This window comes from Neisseria sp. HMSC055H02, from assembly GCF_001813335.1.
In the GTDB taxonomy this organism is placed as follows: Bacteria; Pseudomonadota; Gammaproteobacteria; order Burkholderiales; family Neisseriaceae; genus Neisseria; species Neisseria sicca_C.
In genome coordinates, this window is record NZ_KV812080.1 from 1 (window position 1) to 17,537 (window position 17,537).

Annotated in this window: 18 protein-coding genes; 9 read left to right on the forward strand and 9 right to left on the reverse strand. The window is 51.1% G+C overall.

Annotated features, from left to right (window positions below; all coding sequences use genetic code 11):
- Positions 1–61 precede the first annotated feature (61 nt).
- Together ispD and dnaQ are read right to left on the reverse strand one after the other, a co-directional pair.
- Complete coding sequence (gene ispD, locus HMPREF2907_RS03080) at positions 62–751, reverse strand: 2-C-methyl-D-erythritol 4-phosphate cytidylyltransferase (RefSeq protein ID WP_070679962.1); 690 nt, start codon at positions 749–751, stop codon at positions 62–64.
- On the reverse strand, positions 748–1,470 hold the full coding sequence (gene dnaQ, locus HMPREF2907_RS03085; RefSeq protein WP_141754397.1) for a DNA polymerase III subunit epsilon: 723 nt from the start codon (positions 1,468–1,470) through the stop codon (positions 748–750). The genes ispD and dnaQ overlap by 4 nt, the downstream gene beginning before the upstream one ends.
- A 393-nt stretch (positions 1,471–1,863) precedes the next feature.
- On the opposite strand from dnaQ, the gene HMPREF2907_RS03090 reads away from it, so the two are divergent.
- A complete protein-coding gene (locus tag HMPREF2907_RS03090; RefSeq protein ID WP_003742463.1) occupies positions 1,864–2,346 on the forward strand; it encodes an NGO0322 family iron-responsive protein in 483 nt (160 codons plus the stop codon).
- Positions 2,347–2,514: 168 nt separating this feature from the next.
- The gene (locus tag HMPREF2907_RS03095; RefSeq protein ID WP_083310661.1) at positions 2,515–2,958 is read left to right on the forward strand and encodes a DUF4124 domain-containing protein; all 444 of its coding nucleotides are present in this window, start codon (positions 2,515–2,517) and stop codon (positions 2,956–2,958) included.
- An 83-nt stretch (positions 2,959–3,041) separates the two neighbouring features.
- Here the strand turns inward: HMPREF2907_RS03095 and purM are convergent, their stop codons facing one another.
- Positions 3,042–4,076: a phosphoribosylformylglycinamidine cyclo-ligase gene (gene purM / locus HMPREF2907_RS03100; RefSeq protein ID WP_070679969.1), complete on the reverse strand. Its 1,035-nt coding sequence runs from the start codon at positions 4,074–4,076 to the stop codon at positions 3,042–3,044.
- Positions 4,077–4,308: 232 nt separating this feature from the next.
- On the opposite strand from purM, the gene HMPREF2907_RS03105 reads away from it, so the two are divergent.
- Positions 4,309–5,379, forward strand: coding sequence for an AI-2E family transporter (locus tag HMPREF2907_RS03105; protein ID WP_070679972.1), 1,071 nt, complete (start codon positions 4,309–4,311; stop codon positions 5,377–5,379).
- A gap of 264 nt (positions 5,380–5,643) precedes the next feature.
- Positions 5,644–6,363 (forward strand): S-methyl-5'-thioinosine phosphorylase, encoded by a 720-nt coding sequence (locus HMPREF2907_RS03115; RefSeq protein WP_070679978.1) that lies wholly within the window; start codon positions 5,644–5,646, stop codon positions 6,361–6,363.
- A gap of 246 nt (positions 6,364–6,609) precedes the next feature.
- Here the strand turns inward: HMPREF2907_RS03115 and metE are convergent, their stop codons facing one another.
- Together metE and metF are read right to left on the reverse strand one after the other, a co-directional pair.
- On the reverse strand, positions 6,610–8,886 hold the full coding sequence (gene metE, locus HMPREF2907_RS03120) for a 5-methyltetrahydropteroyltriglutamate--homocysteine S-methyltransferase (RefSeq protein ID WP_070679981.1): 2,277 nt from the start codon (positions 8,884–8,886) through the stop codon (positions 6,610–6,612).
- Between the two features lie 135 nt (positions 8,887–9,021).
- Positions 9,022–9,900 carry a methylenetetrahydrofolate reductase gene (metF, locus tag HMPREF2907_RS03125; RefSeq protein ID WP_070679984.1) on the reverse strand — a complete coding sequence of 293 codons (879 nt, stop codon included), beginning with the start codon at positions 9,898–9,900 and terminating at the stop codon, positions 9,022–9,024.
- A 96-nt stretch (positions 9,901–9,996) separates the two neighbouring features.
- Between metF and HMPREF2907_RS03130 the strand changes: the two genes are divergently transcribed.
- Positions 9,997–10,236 carry a hypothetical protein gene (locus HMPREF2907_RS03130; RefSeq protein WP_070679987.1) on the forward strand — a complete coding sequence of 80 codons (240 nt, stop codon included), beginning with the start codon at positions 9,997–9,999 and terminating at the stop codon, positions 10,234–10,236.
- 7 nt (positions 10,237–10,243) lie between these two features.
- On the opposite strand, the gene iscX is transcribed toward HMPREF2907_RS03130, so the two are convergent.
- Positions 10,244–10,441, reverse strand: coding sequence for a Fe-S cluster assembly protein IscX (gene iscX, locus HMPREF2907_RS03135; protein WP_070441975.1), 198 nt, complete (start codon positions 10,439–10,441; stop codon positions 10,244–10,246).
- A 260-nt stretch (positions 10,442–10,701) separates the two neighbouring features.
- On the opposite strand from iscX, the gene HMPREF2907_RS03140 reads away from it, so the two are divergent.
- Positions 10,702–11,313 (forward strand): hypothetical protein, encoded by a 612-nt coding sequence (locus HMPREF2907_RS03140; RefSeq protein ID WP_070679990.1) that lies wholly within the window; start codon positions 10,702–10,704, stop codon positions 11,311–11,313.
- A 135-nt stretch (positions 11,314–11,448) separates the two neighbouring features.
- Here HMPREF2907_RS03140 and fdx read toward each other — a convergent pair whose 3' ends face one another.
- From fdx to hscA, 3 genes are all read right to left on the reverse strand, one after another.
- A complete protein-coding gene (fdx, locus tag HMPREF2907_RS03145) occupies positions 11,449–11,790 on the reverse strand; it encodes an ISC system 2Fe-2S type ferredoxin (RefSeq protein ID WP_070493811.1) in 342 nt (113 codons plus the stop codon).
- An 85-nt stretch (positions 11,791–11,875) separates the two neighbouring features.
- Positions 11,876–12,238 carry a TIGR02328 family protein gene (locus HMPREF2907_RS03150; RefSeq protein ID WP_070493808.1) on the reverse strand — a complete coding sequence of 121 codons (363 nt, stop codon included), beginning with the start codon at positions 12,236–12,238 and terminating at the stop codon, positions 11,876–11,878.
- Positions 12,239–12,314: 76 nt separating this feature from the next.
- Positions 12,315–14,177: a Fe-S protein assembly chaperone HscA gene (gene hscA / locus HMPREF2907_RS03155; protein ID WP_070679993.1), complete on the reverse strand. Its 1,863-nt coding sequence runs from the start codon at positions 14,175–14,177 to the stop codon at positions 12,315–12,317.
- Between the two features lie 196 nt (positions 14,178–14,373).
- Between hscA and hpnD the strand changes: the two genes are divergently transcribed.
- From hpnD to HMPREF2907_RS03170, 3 genes are all read left to right on the forward strand, one after another.
- Positions 14,374–15,222 (forward strand): presqualene diphosphate synthase HpnD, encoded by an 849-nt coding sequence (gene hpnD / locus HMPREF2907_RS03160; protein ID WP_070679996.1) that lies wholly within the window; start codon positions 14,374–14,376, stop codon positions 15,220–15,222.
- Entirely contained in the window at positions 15,219–16,532 is a 1,314-nt protein-coding gene (hpnE, locus tag HMPREF2907_RS03165; RefSeq protein ID WP_070679999.1) for a hydroxysqualene dehydroxylase HpnE, read from the forward strand. The genes hpnD and hpnE overlap by 4 nt, the downstream gene beginning before the upstream one ends.
- Before the next feature lie 116 nt (positions 16,533–16,648).
- A complete protein-coding gene (locus HMPREF2907_RS03170; protein WP_003742488.1) occupies positions 16,649–17,368 on the forward strand; it encodes an SDR family oxidoreductase in 720 nt (239 codons plus the stop codon).
- Positions 17,369–17,537 lie beyond the last annotated feature (169 nt).

The window sequence follows — 17,537 nt, forward strand, 5'->3', positions numbered from 1 at the left end:
GGATGTGTCCAACTTTTGGGGTGCAGTTCAGGTTTTCAGACGACCTTTTTGTCGAGGTTATTCAAGTATTCAAAAGCAGCCGTATGATAAATTCGTCCTGAGGGAGGGTTAATTTGAGATTGCGGATATCCCCCTGTACCAGTAGAGGCCTTATGCCCAGTTGTTCTACGGCAGAGGCTTCATCGGTAATACCGTTTAAGTCGGAGGCGGATAGGGCGCGATTCAATAATCCGGCTTGAAAAAGCTGCGGTGTCTGTGCCTGCCATAAGTCTTTACGGGGTACGGTTTCCAGGATTTGTCCGTCGGTATCGGAACGTTTGATGGTGTCGGCTGCGGGAATGGCCAAAATGCCGCCTTCTGCTTTTGTTCCGGCTTCCTGAATCAGGCGAGACAGGGCATCGTGGGGCAGGCAGCAGCGGGCGGCATCGTGAACCAAAATATTATCATGGTTATCCGCCAACTTCTTTTCTATCAGTGTTTGCACACCATTACGGACGGTTTCTGCCCGGGTATTGCCTCCGACGTTGAAAACCACTGTCTTATCAGAGGTTGTCTGAAGATGATTAATAAAAGGATCATCAGGTGAGACAATAATGGCGACCAAGTCGATAAACGGATGTTGTGTAAAAATGGCAACCGTATGCTCTAAGACGGTTTTGCCGTGTATCTGGATATATTGTTTGGGTTTGCCTGCACCGAAGCGAGCGCCGACCCCTGCGGCGGGAATCAGGGCGATGTGCCGTCTGTTCATACATTCTCTCCCGCGGCTGCCTGCCTCCATATGCAGACATCTCCCAGCGCGTCGAGATATTTTTCGTGTTCATCAAGCTCTTCAGAATTGGCTTTGATGACTTTTAAGTGCGACGAACGTTTTGTTTCGGCGATGATGACGGGCTTGTCTTCTTTTGTTTCTTCTTCGCCTTCTCCGCCCATTAAGTCGAATTGTTGGCGCGTCATCGCCAAATAAACTTCGCCTAAAAGCTCGCAGTCGATTAAAGCGCCATGCAGTACGCGTTTGCTTCTGTCGATGGAGAGGCGGTTGCACAAGGCATCCAGGCTGGCTTTTTGCCCAGGAAACATTTCACGCGCCATCGCCAGCGTATCCGTAATCTCACAACCAAGCTCTTCGACGGAGGGCAGACCCATGCGGCGGAATTCCATATTTAAGAAGCCTACGTCGAATTTCGCATTGTGGATAATCAATTCCGCGCCACGGATAAATTCGCTGATTTCTTGTCCGACCTTTGCAAACGGCGGAGCGTTTTTTTCTTCCAAAACGTCAATCGTCAGCCCGTGTACGCGTGCGGCCTCTTCAGGCATATCGCGCTCGGGATGGATGTAAAGATGCAGGAAGCGTCCGGTCATTTGGCGGTTGACCATTTCCAGTCCTGCAAACTCGACCAAGCGGTCGCCGTTTTCGGCGTAAAGGCCGGTGGTTTCGGTATCAAGGATAATCTGGCGTCTCATCAAATGCTCCAATGACTGAATGAAAAAATGTCTCGTATCATACTCAAGGAGGGGGTGAAAGTATAGAGTAGAGTTGCTTTATATCCTTATTGGGATGTTGTTTAGGTAATGGCAAATATTTTAGACAAGTGTGGTATGAGCCGTCTTATGGTTACCAAAAGTAGAAATTGCTGACAATTTTCAGACGAGCGAAAGCAGTTTGTCTTTCAAAAGGCTGATGGATACTAAATCCTGAGTAAAATACTCAACTTTTAAAAAATTAATTTCTTTTTAAATCATTGTGTTATTTCTGTTTTAAAAAATAGTAACAATTATCATTTGCAAAATTAAAAAATACTCGTATAATGCAACTCATCGAAACGAAACGACAGCGCAACAGAACGAAAGGAGAATGAAATGCCGGAAAGTATTTTCAAGCAAGTCTCCCTTGATATTCTGAGACTGCATCAACAAACCATCCGTTCGCTTTTGGCAACCCAATGCTGCAACGATTGTGAAGTTCACGATGTATTCTACATTACGCTGGACGGACGCTATTATGTTTGGCTGCCTTGTATGAATAAGGCAGAGCAAGTAGAAGCGGGCATTTTGCTGATTGAGGACGAAACCAGTGATATTCGTCTGAGCTGGGTGGCAAATACCCGGGAAGTACAGAAAAAAGACAGCTTATATGAAAAAGTTGTTTCCGCTTTACAACGCCGGTTGCGGCAGACGAAAAATAAGTTTATCCAGGCTAAAGATACTTGCCTGCTTGAACTGACCCCGAAGCAGGGGCGTCTGACGACAGGCAGCAGAGATTTATCGCTTTCACCGCATGATTTGATGAAAGCACTTTATCCGGCAACCCATCAATTAAAATCAGGAGGATTTGCCTTGTAACAGTTTTGGTAGTGGTTTGTGTTCCTTTTGCGCCCCTTAAATGTTTAAAGGGGCGATTTTTTTGCTTTTTGATACACAGTAATCGTCTTGTTATGACATATTATTTAAAATCAAGTACAATATTGTCATTTCAAATTAATCGCTCATCATTTGAATAGGGGAATTTTAATGAAATTGAAACTTTCTGCATTATCCGTATTGGCGGCGGCTATTTTGTGTTCTTCCGGCGCATTGGCGGCTGACAGTGTCTATACATGGAAAAACGGCAAGGGAAACAGCTATTCCGATACGCCGAACCGGCTCCAGCTTGACCGCTCCAATGTGATGAATATCCGTACGCACAGCGTCAAAGCGGTAGCCAAACCCAAATCCGAAGCTGCGGACGAGGGTACGCTGGCAGAGCAACAGGCGAAATTAAATGAGCGGATGTTGGCTAAGAATAAACTGATTGAGGAGCAAAATAAAAAAATTGAGGAAGAAAACCGTAAAAACAAAGAAGACAACTGCCGTGTCGCACGAATGAACCAACAGTCTGCCGAAAGCGCGCGCGTTGCCAATCGTGATGATTTGGTCAAACGGTATCAAGGGGATGTTGCCAAATATTGCAATTAATGGGTTACAAAATTTAAAAGGTCGTCTGAAACAGATGGTTTGGCTGTTTCAGACGACCTTTTATTTAGATTCAGGCTTGTGATTTAAGCCACTTGGGTTTGATGCTCGTTGCCGTTGCGTTCGCGGATTTTGCCCAAACGGTAAACGGTTTCGCCTTGTTCGGTTAAGAACGCCTGCACCGCGTCGGCATCTTCTTCGGCAATCACGACCACCATGCCGATGCCACAGTTGAAGGTGCGGTACATTTCTTGCGTTTCCACATTGCCTGCCTGTTGCAGCCATTGGAACAGCTTGGGCAATTCCCATGCTTTGGCGTCGATTTGGGCGACGGTGTTTTCAGGCAGGATGCGCGGCACGTTTTCGGTAATGCCGCCGCCGGTGATGTGCGCCATGCCTTTGACGGTGAATTTTTCCAAAGCGGCGAGAATGGGTTTCACATACAGGCGGGTCGGGGCGATGATGGTTTCGCGCAGGGTTTTGCCGTTGTCGAACTCGGCATCCAAATCGGGATTGTCGCGGGCGATGATTTTGCGGACGAGTGAATAGCCGTTGGAATGGGCGCCGTTGGAAGCCAGACCCAACACGATGTCGCCTGCTTTGATGCTGCGGCCGTTGATGACGCGCTCTTTTTCGACCACGCCGACGGCGAAGCCTGCCAAGTCGTATTCGCCTTCGGGGTACATGCCGGGCATTTCGGCGGTTTCGCCGCCGATAAGGGCGCAGCCGGATTCTTCGCATCCTTGGGCGATGCCTTTAATTACGTCGGTAGCGCGGGCGACGTCGAGTTTGCCGCAGGCGAAATAGTCAAGGAAGAACAAAGGTTCTGCGCCTTGAACCAAAATATCGTTGACGCTCATGGCGACGAGGTCGATGCCGACGGTGTCGTGTTTGTCCCAATCGAAGGCGAGTTTGAGCTTGGTGCCCACGCCGTCGGTGCCGCTGACGAGGACAGGATTTTTGTATTTTTTGCTGATTTCGACCAATGCGCCGAAGCCGCCCAAATCACCCAACACTTCGGGACGCATAGTGCGTTTGGCAAAAGGTTTGATGCTTTCAACCAGTTGATCGCCGGCGTCGATGTCCACGCCAGCGTCGCGGTAGCTCAATGAAGTGTTCATGAATGGGTTCCTTATCATGATTGAGACGAAAAAAAGATGCCGAGCATTTTACCTTATTTTGCAGGCAGGGGCTTGGATTTTTCAGTGATTTTGTAAATAATTCCGAGTTTCTAGAAAAAGGCTTTCAATTTATCATAACCCGCAAGTTGAACAGGTCAAGTCCCTTAGAAAATAATTTTAAATAATTTAGGCCAATTGCACAGAAACACACATAGAAAGGTTAAAAGGTTATATGTATCAGAAAAAAACGCGCGGTTCGAAGCCGTGGATCATTATGGGCTTGGTAATTGTAGCTTTTGTCTGGTTACTGTATGCCCTGGGCAATATTCTGACACCGTTTATTGTCGCGGCAGTATTGGCTTATGTACTCAATCCGCTCGTGGAATGGTTGCAGAAAAAAAAGATTAAACGGGGCCCGGCTTCTATGATAGTGATGGTACTGGCGTTACTACTCTTGCTATTGTTGATGCTGATTATTGTTCCTATGTTGATCAACCAATTTAACAATATGGTCAGCCGCTTTCCTCAAATTGTTGATTTCATACAAAATAAACTATTGCCTTGGTTAAACAATGCAGCAGGCGATTATATACAAATCGATCAGGACTCATTGGTTGCCTGGCTGCAATCCCATACTGGTGAAATGAGTAATACGTTAACGGATTGGATGCCTACACTAATGCGTCAGAGCGGTAACGTTATTAGTAGTGTGACCAATCTGATACTGCTGCCGCTTTTGCTTTATTACTTTCTGTTGGACTGGAAACGCTGGGCTTACGCGATTAGTGCGTTGGTTCCTCGCCGCTTTATTGACTTTTATTCGCGCATCACAAGCAATATGGATGAAGTTTTAGGCGAATTCCTTCGCGGGCAGTTGATGGTGATGCTGATTATGGGGCTGGTGTACGGCATCGGTCTGATGCTGGTCGGACTGGATTCGGGTTTCGCCATCGGTATGATTGCCGGTATTTTGGTGTTCATTCCATATTTGGGTGCATTTACCGGTCTTTTGTTGGCTACTGTTGCCGCTTTGCTGCAGTTTGGCACATGGAACGGGCTGATTATGGTGTGGGTAATTTTTGGCATAGGACAGTTGCTGGAAAGCTTCCTCATAACTCCGAAGATTGTTGGCGACCGTATCGGTTTGTCGCCTTTTTGGGTAATTTTTTCCCTAATGGCTTTTGGACAACTCATGGGTTTTGTCGGCATGCTTGTGGGTCTGCCGCTTGCCGCCGTAACCTTAGTCCTGCTGCGCGAAGGAGTGAACGCTTATTTCCACAGCCGTTTTTACAAACACAAATAAAAGGGCAAAAAGGTCTTCTGAAAACAGATATGGGTTTTCAGACGACCTCCCAGCCCTTTTTCGACAGCCATGTTGAACAATTTTGCACTTTGGTTTATATCCGGTTTTCTGTCGATGTTGCTATGGGAAGTGCTTCCCCTAGCCGACGGATACAGCTTTCCGGAAAAAATGAAGGTGTTAATCCTGTTTTCCATCATCATGGCTGTCTTGCAAACCTTTTTCTTTCCGACACTCACTCCCTGAAATCACTTACACAAGGATCATATGTTAGCCATTATCGGCGGCAGCAGCCTGACCAAGCTGCCCGAACTGAGCATCACTGACCGCAAAATCGTCCGTACCCCCTACGGACTGGCCAGCAGCCCTGTCTTAAGCGGCAAACTGGGCAGTCAGGACATCATCTTCCTCGCGCGGCACGGCTTCGGCCATACCGTCGCGCCGCATGAAATCAACTACCGCGCCAACATTTGGGCGTTGCATTCCATAGGTGCGGAATACATCGTCGCCGTTTCCTCCGTCATCAGCATCAACGACCGCTTTGAAAACGGCGCACTCGTCCTGCCCGACGACTTGATCGACTACACCTACGGCCGCAAGGACACCTTTTTTGAAGGACAGGAAGAACCGGTCGTACACACCGATTTTCTCGAACCCTACTCCGCCGGACTGCGCGAAAAAATTGCCGAACACGCGCAACAGCACCAAATGCCCTTATACACCCAAGCCGTTTACGGCTGCCTGCAAGGCCCGCGCTGGCCGACCCGCGCCGAAATCCAACGTTACCGCCGTGACGGCGTGGACGTACTGGGTATGACCGGAATGCCCGAAGCCGTCCTCGCCCGCGAACTGGGCATGAAATACGCCCACTTCTGCGGCATCACCGACATCCGCTGCCTCAGCGGCAAAATGACGGACACGGGCGGCTGTGGCATGGAAACGGAGCTTGCAGTCCTAAAAATCCGCAGCTTGCTTGCGGGTTTGTAATAAACATCTTTTTTAGATTGACTTTAAATCAGTACATGATAATGGATCTAAATGCGGCGTAAAGCCTGTGAAAATGTTCCATCTGTTGTTTTATTGTTGGGAATTTCCCCTACGAAGCTTAGATGGGGCAATGCCGTATTGCTTCAAAGTTAACCCACTATGTTTTTCTCTTGATTCTTTAAACCATATAAAAAGGTCGTCTGAAAATGTTCAGACGACCTTTTGATTGATTACGCTAGTTCAAACTTATTTCGCCAATTCGGCACGCAGTTTGTGGGTAACGTTCATCATCACTTGGAGTTGTTCCAGAGTTTCTTTCCAACCGCGTGTTTTCAGACCGCAGTCCGGGTTCACCCACAGGCGTTCAACCGGTACGACTTCGATGGCTTTGCGCAACAGGTGTTCCACTTCGGCTTCTGTCGGTACGCGCGGGCTGTGGATGTCGTAAACGCCCGGCCCGATGTCGTTCGGGTATTTGAATTCGCCGAACGCGGTCAAGAGTTCCATGTCGGAACGTGAAGTTTCGATGGTGATGACGTCGGCGTCCATAGCTGCGATGGCGGGCAGGATGTCGTTGAACTCGGAGTAGCACATATGGGTGTGGATTTGTGTGCTGTCTGCGCAACCGCTGGAGGACAGGCGGAAGGATTCGCCGGCCCAGTTCAGGTAGACATCCCAATCGGCGCGTTTCAAAGGCAGGCCTTCGCGGATGGCAGGTTCGTCGATTTGGATGACTTTGATGCCTGCTTTTTCCAGATTCAATACTTCGTCGTTCAGAGCCAGTGCGATTTGTTTGCACACGGTAGCGCGCGGAATGTCGTTGCGGACGAAAGACCATTGCAGGATGGTTACAGGACCGGTCAACATGCCTTTCATCGGGCGTTTGGTCAGGCTTTGTGCGTAAGTAGACCAAGCGACAGTCATGGCTTCTGGGCGGCTTACGTCACCGAAGATAATCGGTGGTTTCACGCAGCGTGAACCGTAGCTTTGTACCCAGCCGTATTGGGTGAATGCAAAACCGCTCAGCAGTTCGCCGAAGTATTCGACCATGTCGTTACGCTCGGCTTCGCCGTGTACCAGTACGTCCAAGTCCAGTTTTTCTTGCTCTTCAACCACCAAGGCGATTTCTTTTTTCATCGCGGCTTCGTAATCGGCGGCAGACAGTTCGCCTTTTTTGAAGGCTGCGCGTGCTTGGCGGATTTCGGTGGTTTGCGGGAAAGAACCGATGTTGGTCGTCGGCAGCAGGGGCAGGTTCAACCATGCTTGTTGCGCTTTGATGCGGTCGGCAAACGGTGATTTGCGTTGGTCTGCGTTGGCAGGCAGGTCGGCAAGGCGTTTGGCGACGTCTGCACGGTGGATTTCGCTGCTGTTGGCGCGTGAATCGGCGGCAGCTTGGCTGGCGGCCAGTTCTTCGGCAACAGAATCACGGCCTTCGTTCAATGCGGCTTTCAGAACGCGCAATTCTTGGGTTTTTTGCAGGGTAAATGCCAACCAAGAGTACAGGTCGGGTTTGTTGGCTTTCAGTTTTTCTTCAACTGACAAGTCAAATGGAGTGTGCAACAGCGAGCAAGAGCTGGAAATCCACAAACGGTCGCCCAGTTTGGCTTTCAGAGGTTCGACAGTTTCCAACACTTTGTTCAGGTTGGCGCGCCAGATGTTGCGGCCGTCGATAACGCCGGCAGACAGGACTTTGTCGTAGTCGGCGAACGCATCCAGTTGTTCGGGAGCGCGTACCAAGTCGATGTGCAGACCGTCAACGGGCAGGGCTTTCAGCAATGCGGCGTGTTCGGCAACAGAACCGAAGTAAGTGCTCAACAGGATTTTGGCGTTTACTTTGCTCAAAGTGGCGTAAACGTCTTTGTAGGCTTCCACCCATTCTTTAGGCAGGTCAACAGCCAAAGCAGGCTCGTCGATTTGAATCCATTCGGCACCGGCTTCAACCAAAGCATTCAGGATTTCAACGTAAACGGGCAGCAGTTTTTGCAACAGGCTCAGGCGGTTGAATTCGACTGCGCCTTTTTCTTTACCTACCCACAGGAAGGTCAGCGGGCCGACGATGGTCGGTTTGGCTTTCAGACCGAGGGCTTGGGCTTCTTTCAGTTGTTGAACGTAGTGTTTGGCGTTTGCTTTGAATTCGGTATCGGCATGGAATTCAGGCACCAAGTAGTGATAGTTGGTGTCAAACCATTTGGTCATCTCGATAGCGAATTGGTCTTTGTTGCCGCGCGCCAGTTGGAAGAATTGTTCCAAAGACAGGTTTTGGCTGTCGAAGCCGAAACGGGCGGGAATCGCGCCGGTAGCGACTTGCAGGTCGAGGATGTGGTCGTAGAAGGTGAAATCGCATACGGCAACGTAATCGGCGTTGGCGGCGGCTTGGTGTTTCCAGTTTTTCTCGCGCAGGTCTTTGGCGACGTCGAGCAGCTCTTGTTCGCTGATTTCTTTGCGCCAGTATTTTTCTTGGGCGAATTTCAATTCACGGAAGGCGCCGACACGCGGGAAGCCTGAGAAATGTAATGTTGTCATGTTGAACTCTCCAGTTGGATTTTGTAAGGACCGGTTCAATCCGAATCGGTCGGTATTGTAAATCAGAATAGGGCGGATGGGGCGGCGTTTTGTTTTTCAGACGACCTCTGAAGTCGTCTGAAACCGTTTTCGGCTTTAGGGGCGCACGCCTAAAATATGGCAGATGGCGTAAGTCAGCTCGCTGCGGTTGAGCGTGTAGAAGTGGAAATCTTTCACGCCTTCGCGGGACAGGACTTTGACCATGTCGATGGCGATACTTGCCGCCACCAGATTGCGCGTGCCTTGCTCGTTGTCCAAGCCTTCATACATTTGCGACAGCCATTTCGGGATTTTGACGTTGGTTACTTGCGCCATTTTGCCGAGCTGCTTGAAGTTGGTAACAGGCAGGATGCCGGGAACGATTTCTACGTCGATGCCCAGCATTACGCAGCGGTCGCGGAAGCGCAGGTAGCGTTCTACGTCGAAGAAGAATTGGGTGATGACGTGGTTTGCACCCGCATCGATTTTGCGCTTCAGATTGATCAGGTCGGCTTGTGCGGATTTCGCTTCGGGATGCACTTCAGGATATGCCGCTACGGAGATGTCGAAGTCGGCGACGGAGCGCAGGAGTTTGACCAAATCTTCGGCGTAAAACGGTTTTTTCTCATAACCGGGCGGCTCGTCGCCGCGCAGGGCGACAATACGGCGGATGCCGCTGTCCCAATAGTCTTTGGCGATTTGGCGCAATTCGTCGGGAGAGGCGTCGATGCCGGTCAGATGTGGCGCGGCTTCCAAGCCGGTTTCCTGTTGGATGCGTTTGACGATGCTGTGCGTACGGTCGCGTTCGCCGGAGTTTGCGCCGTAGGTTACGGAGACGAATTTGGGATGCAGGGTTTGCAGGCGATGGATGGAGTCCCACAGCATGGTTTCCATTTGTTCGTTTTTCGGCGGGAAAAATTCGAACGAAACGTTGATGTCGCCTTTCAAGTCGGAAAGGCTGTTGTTTAACGCATTGATTTCTTTTGCGTAACTCATTGGCTGTGTACCTCGGTTGTCTTTTTTAAACGTTTTCAGGCTTGTATGATAAATTTGCCTTGTGTATGAGTCAAATTCAAAATTTTCAGAAAGTTTATGAATTATTTTAATATGGTTGCCATTATGTTTGCCTCTATTCATATGAGGGCAAGCCGGGGAGAAAATACATATTCTGATGTGTGGGAATACTTTGAAATTAAATGGATTTCAATGGCTTGTATTCTTGTTGGTAACGCAAAAGCAATAAGATGTTTCGCGCTTGAGTTGGCTATCAACCCATTCAAACGTCGTCTGAAAAATTTTCAGACGACGTCTTGGTTTTTAGCTTACAAATGATGTTGCCTCACTCAGCCTCTTCAATCCATGCCTGTTGTACGGCTTCGAGGATACGTTCGCCGCAGCGTGCGGGATCGTCGTCGAAGTCGGGCAGCGCCATAATCAGGTCGCGCAGTTGGGTGAAGCGAACGGTTTTCGGGTCGATGTTGTCGCCGTGCAGGTCGTAGAGTTCCTCGGCGATGCGTTGGGTGTCTGTCCATTTCATGATGTCGTTCCTTTTGGAGTGTCCGAATGGTTTGATTCGGGATGGCTTGTTTAGGTTTTAATGCTTTGGGGAAAATTCGTGTCGGCAATGATTAATGCGTCCGAAATCGCATATGGTATTTTCCTATGTAATATTTTCAAGGCGGACGTTAATACATTTTTCTGACTTTCACTAAGGAAAATTTACACTTTGTCATGCAACCAAATCATTTGGAATGGTTCTTAAAGAAATCCATTATAGTATGAATAACAGGAAAATCGATGAACAACGCACTCAATGCCAAATTATCCAAACTTATTTACGCGCTCGCCTCCGATGATCCTAATTATCTTGCTAAAGCGGGCGTGTTCGACCGCCTGCTGCTGCTTATCCGCGAGCTTTATCAGATGCTGGATGATAGCGAGGGTCTGAAGCGGCTTTCGCTGCGCCTCCGTTATGGCAAGCGTTACGGCATGATTGCTTTGGATGCCGCTGCGCCGGACGAAGATGCGGGCGCTTTGCGTTTGAAACGCTGGATGGTGTATTCGCGTATTGCGGAACGCATTGTCGGCTGCGGCAACGACGTGTCTGTGGCGCTTGACGATATGGCGGTGGAAAGCGAAGAAGCAAAACAGCGTTATATGGATGCCGCAAACAAAATCATCAAACGCTTCGGCTTGGCGGGATATGTACCCGAACCGCCGAAATCCGTTACAACCGCAACAAAAAACGAACCGGCACCGAAGCCCGAACCTAAGAGCATTATTACCCGCCGCGGCAGCCGCCTCAGTATGATCAATGTTAAAGGTGAAGTGGAACGCTACCCTGTTGCCCAAGCCGCTGCGTCAATGAAGATCTCCCGCTTGAGATTTGTCGTTCCACGTTCCAAATAAACGATTTGGCAGCGATTTGACGGAAGGTCGTCTGAAAACGGTCGGTAAGGCAGTTTCAGACGACTTTTTGTTTGCTCAAAATTTGGCAGGGGTCGTCTGAACATTGCTGTATCCGTTTCAGACGACCTCTTTGCATCAATGATCTTCGCGCGCGTGGTTGATGGTGTATTTGGGGATTTCCACCACCAAGTCTTCGTCGGCAACCACTGCCTGACAGCTCAGGCGCGAGTCGGCTTCCAAGCCCCATGCCTGGTCGAGCAGGTCTTCTTCCAGATCGCTCGGCTCTTCCAAACTGTCGAAGCCTTTGCGGATGATGACGTGGCAGGTGGTGCAGGCGCAGGATTTTTCACAGGCGTGATCGACTTCGATGTCGTGGTCGAGCAGTACGTCAAGGACGGTTTTGCCTTCGGGTGCGTCTTCAATGACTGCGCCTTCGGGACATAATACGGCGTGTGGGAGTACGGTGATTTTGGGCATTTTTATTGTCTCTTGTAATGGGTGGATAGGGTTTGTCAGTCGTTTTCAGACGACCTTTTGTAATGAAGGAGTCGTCTGAAACCGTTTATAACATGATACCTTTGCTTTTTAAATTTTCCAGACATTCGTCTAGATACGCATCATCGTGTTCGGGGTAAATCGGTGAATCGGCGGCTTCGATATCGTGTGCGGGATAAGGGGCAACCGCTTTGCCGCGGTACAGCGGGTCTTTCCACAACGGGTCGGGTTTGTAACCGCGTTTTTCCATTTCTTCCATAATCAGCGCGTGATACAGATAGAGCTTGTCAGGCGAATGGGTGAAGACGTAATTCACCGTCGCGTGCGGCCTGCCCCAGCCTGCTCCGCGCAGGGCGGCGCATTCGCGGTGTTGCCCCAAAAGCTGGGCGCGGGGGAGTAGCGGGATGAGGGTTTGGTGCCAGAGTCGCATAGAAGTAATCAGGTCGTTTGGGATATTAGATTTTCAGACGGCCTTTTTATCAAAGGCCGTCTGAAACCATTTGCCGTCAAATATTATCAACGCTTTGCCCTGTCAGCGCACGTTGGATGTTGCGGTTCATGCGTTTGGCGGCGAAGTTGTCGGTGCTGCGGCTGAGTTTGGCGACGGCGGCGCGGATGTCTTCGGCGTTGCCGTATTTCAGACGACCTTGCAAGTCGGCGATGTCTTGCTGGATTTGTGCAAGCTCTTCGGCATCAAGCAGGTCGGCATCGAGTTCGAGGGCGGCGTTGACGGCGTCGGTCAGGCTTTCGGCTTCGACCACGGCTTCGGCGCGGGCGCGTGCCGCCATGTCTTCGGCGGCGTTGCTCATGCTGTCTTTGAGCATTTGGGTGATGGTGTCGTCGTCCAAGCCGTAGGAAGGTTTGACTTCGATTTGCGCCTGTACGCCGGTGCTTTGTTCTTGGGCGGAAACGGACAGCAGGCCGTCGGCGTCAACTTGGAAGGTAACGCGGATGCGCGCCGCGCCTGCGGTCATGGGTGGAATGTCGCGCAGGGTGAATTTGGCAAGGCTGCGGCAGTCGGAAACGAGTTCGCGCTCGCCTTGTACGACGTGTATCGTCATGGCGGTCTGGCCGTCTTTGAAGGTGGTGAAATCCTGCGCGCGCGCGGTGGGGATGGTGGAATTGCGCGGGATGATTTTTTCGGCGAGTCCGCCGTAAGTTTCCAAGCCGAGCGACAAGGGGGTAACGTCCAGCAGCAGCCATTCGCCGTCGGTTTTGTTGCCGGCAAGGACGTTCGCCTGTATGGCGGCGCCGAGCGCGACGACTTCGTCGGGGTTGAGGTTGTTCAGCGGGGTTTGTCCGAAGAAGGTGGCGACCGCTTGTTGGACGTGCAGCATACGGGTGGAGCCGCCGACCATAATCACGCCTTTGATGTCGGCTTTGGTCACGCCTGCGTCTTTCAGGGCTTGTTTGACCGGCTCTATGGTTTTTTGCACCAGATTTTGCGTCAGGTGGTGAAATTCTTGGCGGGTAATGACGGTATGAATTTTGCGTCCGTCTGAAAGCGTGGCTTCGACGACGGCTTCGGTTTGGTTGGTTAATTGTTCTTTGGCGGCGCGGACAAGGGAAAGCAGAAGCTGGCTGTCGCGCTCGTTGAGTTTGGAAAGGTCGTTTTGTTCGAGCAGGTGGCAGAACAGGCGGTGGTCGAAATCGTCGCCACCCAATGCGCTGTTGCCGCCGGTGGCTTTGACTTCAAACAGCCCTTTGGTCAGTTGCAATACGGATACGTCGAACGTACCGCCGCCCAAGTCGTAAACGACAAACGTGCCTTCCGAGGCGTTGTCCAGCCCGTAGGCAATCGCGGCGGCGGTCGGCTCGTTGAGCAGGCGCAAGACGTTCAAGCCTGCCAAACGCGCGGCGTCTTTGGTGGCTTGGCGTTGGGCATCGTCGAAATAGGCGGGAACTGTAATGACGGCGCCGACCAAATCGCCGCCTAAAGTTTCTTCGGCACGCGATTTGAGGGCTTTGAGGATTTCAGACGACACTTCGATAGGTGTTTTGGCACCTTGGCGGGTGTTCAGCTCGACCACGCGCTCGTTGGGCGTAAACCGGTAGGGCAGGTATTGCGCGTCCTGCGCGAGGTCGGCAAGCGTGCGGCCGATAAGGCGTTTGGCGGAGCTGACGGTGTTCAGCGGGTCGGTTTTTTGGGCGGCAAGGGCGGCTTTGCCGACTTCGACGGCATCGCCTTCGCCGTAGCGGACGACGGAGGGCAGGGTGGTACGCCCGTCCATATCGGTCAGACAAACCGGGCTGCCGCTGCGGACGGTGGCAACCAGGCTGTTGGTCGTACCCAAGTCGATGCCGACGGCGAGGCGGTGTTGATGCGGAGCGGCGGACATGCCGGGTTCGGAAATCTGCAAAAGAGCCATGATTGTGTGCCTTTTGATGCTGTATTTATTAGGATAGGTCGGTATTTTAACAGATTTCAGGCGGATAGTTGAGTGGTTTGGTAGGGAATTGCGATAATCGGATTCCGTTTATTTATAAAGGTCGTCTGAAATTTCCCTACTGCCCCAAATCCGATAAAATCCGATTTTACTATTATGATAATTTTTAGGACACGCCGTGCAAGGACTTGATTATTGCCGTCAGAAGGCAGAAGAAAGCCGCTCCAGTTTTTTATCAGGTTTCCGTTTCCTGCCGCAGGAAAAGCGGGATGCAATAACGGTTTTGTATGCTTTTTGCCGCGAATTGGACGATGTGGTCGATGACTGCTCCGATCCGAATGTGGCGCAGGCGACGTTGAACTGGTGGCGCGGAGATTTGGACAAGGTATTCGGCGGCATGATGCCGGAGCATCCGGTTAATCAGGCTTTGCGGCAGATAAAGGAAACGTTCAAGCTGCCGAAATATGAATTGGAAGCCTTAATCGACGGAATGCAGATGGATTTGGTTCAGGCACGTTACGGCAGTTTTGAAGAGTTGAAACTGTATTGCCACCGCGTCGCGGGCGTCGTCGGCTGCCTGATTGCGCGGATTTTGGGTTTTTCAGACGACCGAACGCTGGAATACGCCGATAAGATGGGTCTTGCGCTGCAACTGACAAACATTATCCGTGATGTCGGCGAAGATGCGAGAAACGGTCGGATTTACCTGCCGATGGAGGAAATGCAGCGGTTTGACGTGCCTGCAAGCGTGATTATGCAATGTAAGCCGACGGATAATTTTGCCGAACTGATGCGCTTTCAAGTTTCACGCGCCCGCGAGACTTATCGTGAGGCGATGTCGCTCTTGCCCGCCGCAGATAAAAAATCCCAAAAAGTCGGGTTGGTGATGGCGGCGATTTATTACGCGCTGTTGAACGAAATCGATCTCGACGGCGCGCAAAACGTCCTGACTTATAAAATTGCCATTCCTTCGCCGCGCAAAAAGCGTATTGCCCTGAAAACCTGGTTATTCGGATTTAAGCCATGAACACTCCGCATCTTCGCCCGAAAATTGCCGTCGTCGGCGCAGGCTGGGCAGGTTTGTCCGCCGCAGTGTCGTTGGCGCGCCGTGCCGATGTTACTGTATTTGAAGCCGGTCGGCAGGCGGGCGGACGGGCGCGTGCTTTGGCTGGGAGTGCCGACGGATTCAGCTTTTTGGATAATGGGCAGCATATCTTGCTCGGTGCGTATCGCGGCGTATTGGCGCTGATGGAACACATCGGTGCCGACCCTGAAGCCGCTTTTTGCCGTTTGCCGCTGCGATGGCATATGTATGAAGGTTTGCAGTTTCAAAGTACCAACCTTCCTTCGCCGCTGCATATTTTGACCGGCATATTGCGTGCTAAAAACGTTTCGTTCTCGCTGAAAATCAGGCTGTTATCCGATATGGCTGCGTTGCAGCGTTACGCACGCGGCAAGCATGCTGATTTGGCCGTTGCCCAATGGCTGCGGCAGCGCAATGTCCCGCGCAGGCTGGTTGCAGAGTTTTGGCAGCCGCTGGTGTGGGGCGCACTCAATACGCCCCTGGAACACGCAAGTTTGCGGGTGTTGTGCAATGTTTTGTCCGACGGCGTATGGGCGGATAAATCCGGCAGCGACTACCTTTTGCCCAAGCGCGATTTAGGCGCAATCATCGCCGAACCTGCGGTGGCAAAACTCAAGCAATGCGGTGCGGACATCCGTCTTGAAACCCGCGTAGGTCGTCTGAAAAACCTTCCTGACGGACGCGTCGTTGTGAATGACGAGGTTTTTGATGCCGTTATTGTTGCGGTTGCGCCGTATCATGCCGTCCATCTTTTCCCTGAAGATACTCCCGACTATATTCAGACGACCTATCAAAATCTCCAATACCACTCGATTACTACCGTCTATCTGCGCTATGCCGTTCCCGTCCATCTGCCTGCGCCGCTGACCGGATTTGCCGACGGTACGGCGCAATGGCTGGTGTATCGCGGCGCACTTGGTTTGCCGGCAAACGAAGTCGCCGCCGTCATCAGCGTTTCCGACCATGTCGGCGCGTTTAAAAGCCAAGAGTGGGCAGAGAAAGTCCATGCCGACGTAAAACGCATCTGCCCTTATTTGGACGAACCCGAAGCCGTCCGCGTCATCACTGAAAAACGCGCGACCACAGCCTGCACGCCTGATTCCAGCCCTCCCGATTTTGCTTGGCTGCACCAGCGGCGCATCTATCCGGCAGGCGACTACCTGCACCCGCGCTATCCGGCTACGTTGGAAGCGGCGGTGCAGTCGGGTTTGACGGCGGCGGAGAGGTGTTTGGCAGATTTCGGATTAATATAAAGGTCATCTGAAACTCAAATCCGAGTTTCAGACGACCTATTCCGATTGCCTTTACAAGACACGGCAAACCGTTAAAATACTGTAAATCCCTCAAACTTCACAATCAAGGAAGAATTATGCCGACATTGCAAAATAAAACGATTCTGGTAACAGGAGCATCGCAAGGCTTGGGCGAACAGGTGGCCAAAGCCTATGCCGAAGCGGGGGCGACCGTGATTTTGGTTGCGCGCCATCAAAAAAAGCTGGAAAAAGTTTATGATGCGATTGTCGAAGCAGGCTGTCCCGAGCCGTTTGCCATTTGTTTCGATTTAATCGGCGCGGAAGAAAAAGAATTCGAGCAGTTTGCCGCGACCATCGGCGAAGCGATTCAGGGAAAACTCGACGGTATCGTCCATTGCGCCAGCTATTTTTACGCGCTCTCGCCTTTAGATTTCCAAACCGTCGCCGAATGGGTCAACCAATACCGTATCAACACCGTTGCACCGATGGGACTGACCCGCGCACTACTCCCGCTGCTGAAGCAGTCGCCCGACGCGTCCGTCATCTTCGTCGGCGAAAGCCACGGCGAAACCCCGAAAGCTTACTGGGGCGGTTTCGGTGCATCCAAAGCTGCATTGAATTATTTGTGTAAAGTTGCCGCCGACGAATGGGAACGTTTTGAAAACCTGCGTGCCAATGTTCTGGTCCCCGGTCCGATTAATTCGCCGCAACGAATCAAATCCCATCCCGGCGAATCGAAGAGCGAACGTAAAAACTACGAAGACGTATTGCCCCAGTTTGTTTGGTGGGCAAGTGAAGAGAGCAGGGGGCGCAGCGGCGAAATCGTTTATCTTTGATTAGCTTCTACCGTAATTTGAAAGGTCGTCTGAAAAGGTTTCAGACGACCTTTTTATTGCTTCTTTATTCGCTCATGAAGCCTTTCATCAAACTACCTTAAGGTTTTATGCGGACTACGGCGTGCTTGCTGCACAAACCAATAAGGAGCAAAGATTGCAGTTGCAACGT

What these genes read in the sequence shown, in the direction of transcription:
- HMPREF2907_RS03090 (WP_003742463.1), top strand. Translation starts at nt 1,864, where the DNA reads ATGCCGGAAAGTATTTTCAAGCAAGTCTCCCTTGATATTCTGAGACTG.
- HMPREF2907_RS03150 (WP_070493808.1), bottom strand. Translation starts at nt 12,238, where the DNA reads ATGCGACTCTGGCACCAAACCCTCATCCCGCTACTCCCCCGCGCCCAG.
- HMPREF2907_RS03130 (WP_070679987.1), top strand. Translation starts at nt 9,997, where the DNA reads ATGAATTATTTTAATATGGTTGCCATTATGTTTGCCTCTATTCATATG.
- purM (WP_070679969.1), bottom strand. Translation starts at nt 4,076, where the DNA reads ATGAACACTTCATTGAGCTACCGCGACGCTGGCGTGGACATCGACGCC.
- HMPREF2907_RS03115 (WP_070679978.1), top strand. Translation starts at nt 5,644, where the DNA reads ATGTTAGCCATTATCGGCGGCAGCAGCCTGACCAAGCTGCCCGAACTG.
- HMPREF2907_RS03095 (WP_083310661.1), top strand. Translation starts at nt 2,515, where the DNA reads ATGAAATTGAAACTTTCTGCATTATCCGTATTGGCGGCGGCTATTTTG.
- HMPREF2907_RS03170 (WP_003742488.1), top strand. Translation starts at nt 16,649, where the DNA reads ATGCCGACATTGCAAAATAAAACGATTCTGGTAACAGGAGCATCGCAA.
- ispD (WP_070679962.1), bottom strand. Translation starts at nt 751, where the DNA reads ATGAACAGACGGCACATCGCCCTGATTCCCGCCGCAGGGGTCGGCGCT.
- hscA (WP_070679993.1), bottom strand. Translation starts at nt 14,177, where the DNA reads ATGGCTCTTTTGCAGATTTCCGAACCCGGCATGTCCGCCGCTCCGCAT.
- HMPREF2907_RS03140 (WP_070679990.1), top strand. Translation starts at nt 10,702, where the DNA reads ATGAACAACGCACTCAATGCCAAATTATCCAAACTTATTTACGCGCTC.
- iscX (WP_070441975.1), bottom strand. Translation starts at nt 10,441, where the DNA reads ATGAAATGGACAGACACCCAACGCATCGCCGAGGAACTCTACGACCTG.
- HMPREF2907_RS03105 (WP_070679972.1), top strand. Translation starts at nt 4,309, where the DNA reads ATGTATCAGAAAAAAACGCGCGGTTCGAAGCCGTGGATCATTATGGGC.
- metF (WP_070679984.1), bottom strand. Translation starts at nt 9,900, where the DNA reads ATGAGTTACGCAAAAGAAATCAATGCGTTAAACAACAGCCTTTCCGAC.
- hpnE (WP_070679999.1), top strand. Translation starts at nt 15,219, where the DNA reads ATGAACACTCCGCATCTTCGCCCGAAAATTGCCGTCGTCGGCGCAGGC.
- fdx (WP_070493811.1), bottom strand. Translation starts at nt 11,790, where the DNA reads ATGCCCAAAATCACCGTACTCCCACACGCCGTATTATGTCCCGAAGGC.
- metE (WP_070679981.1), bottom strand. Translation starts at nt 8,886, where the DNA reads ATGACAACATTACATTTCTCAGGCTTCCCGCGTGTCGGCGCCTTCCGT.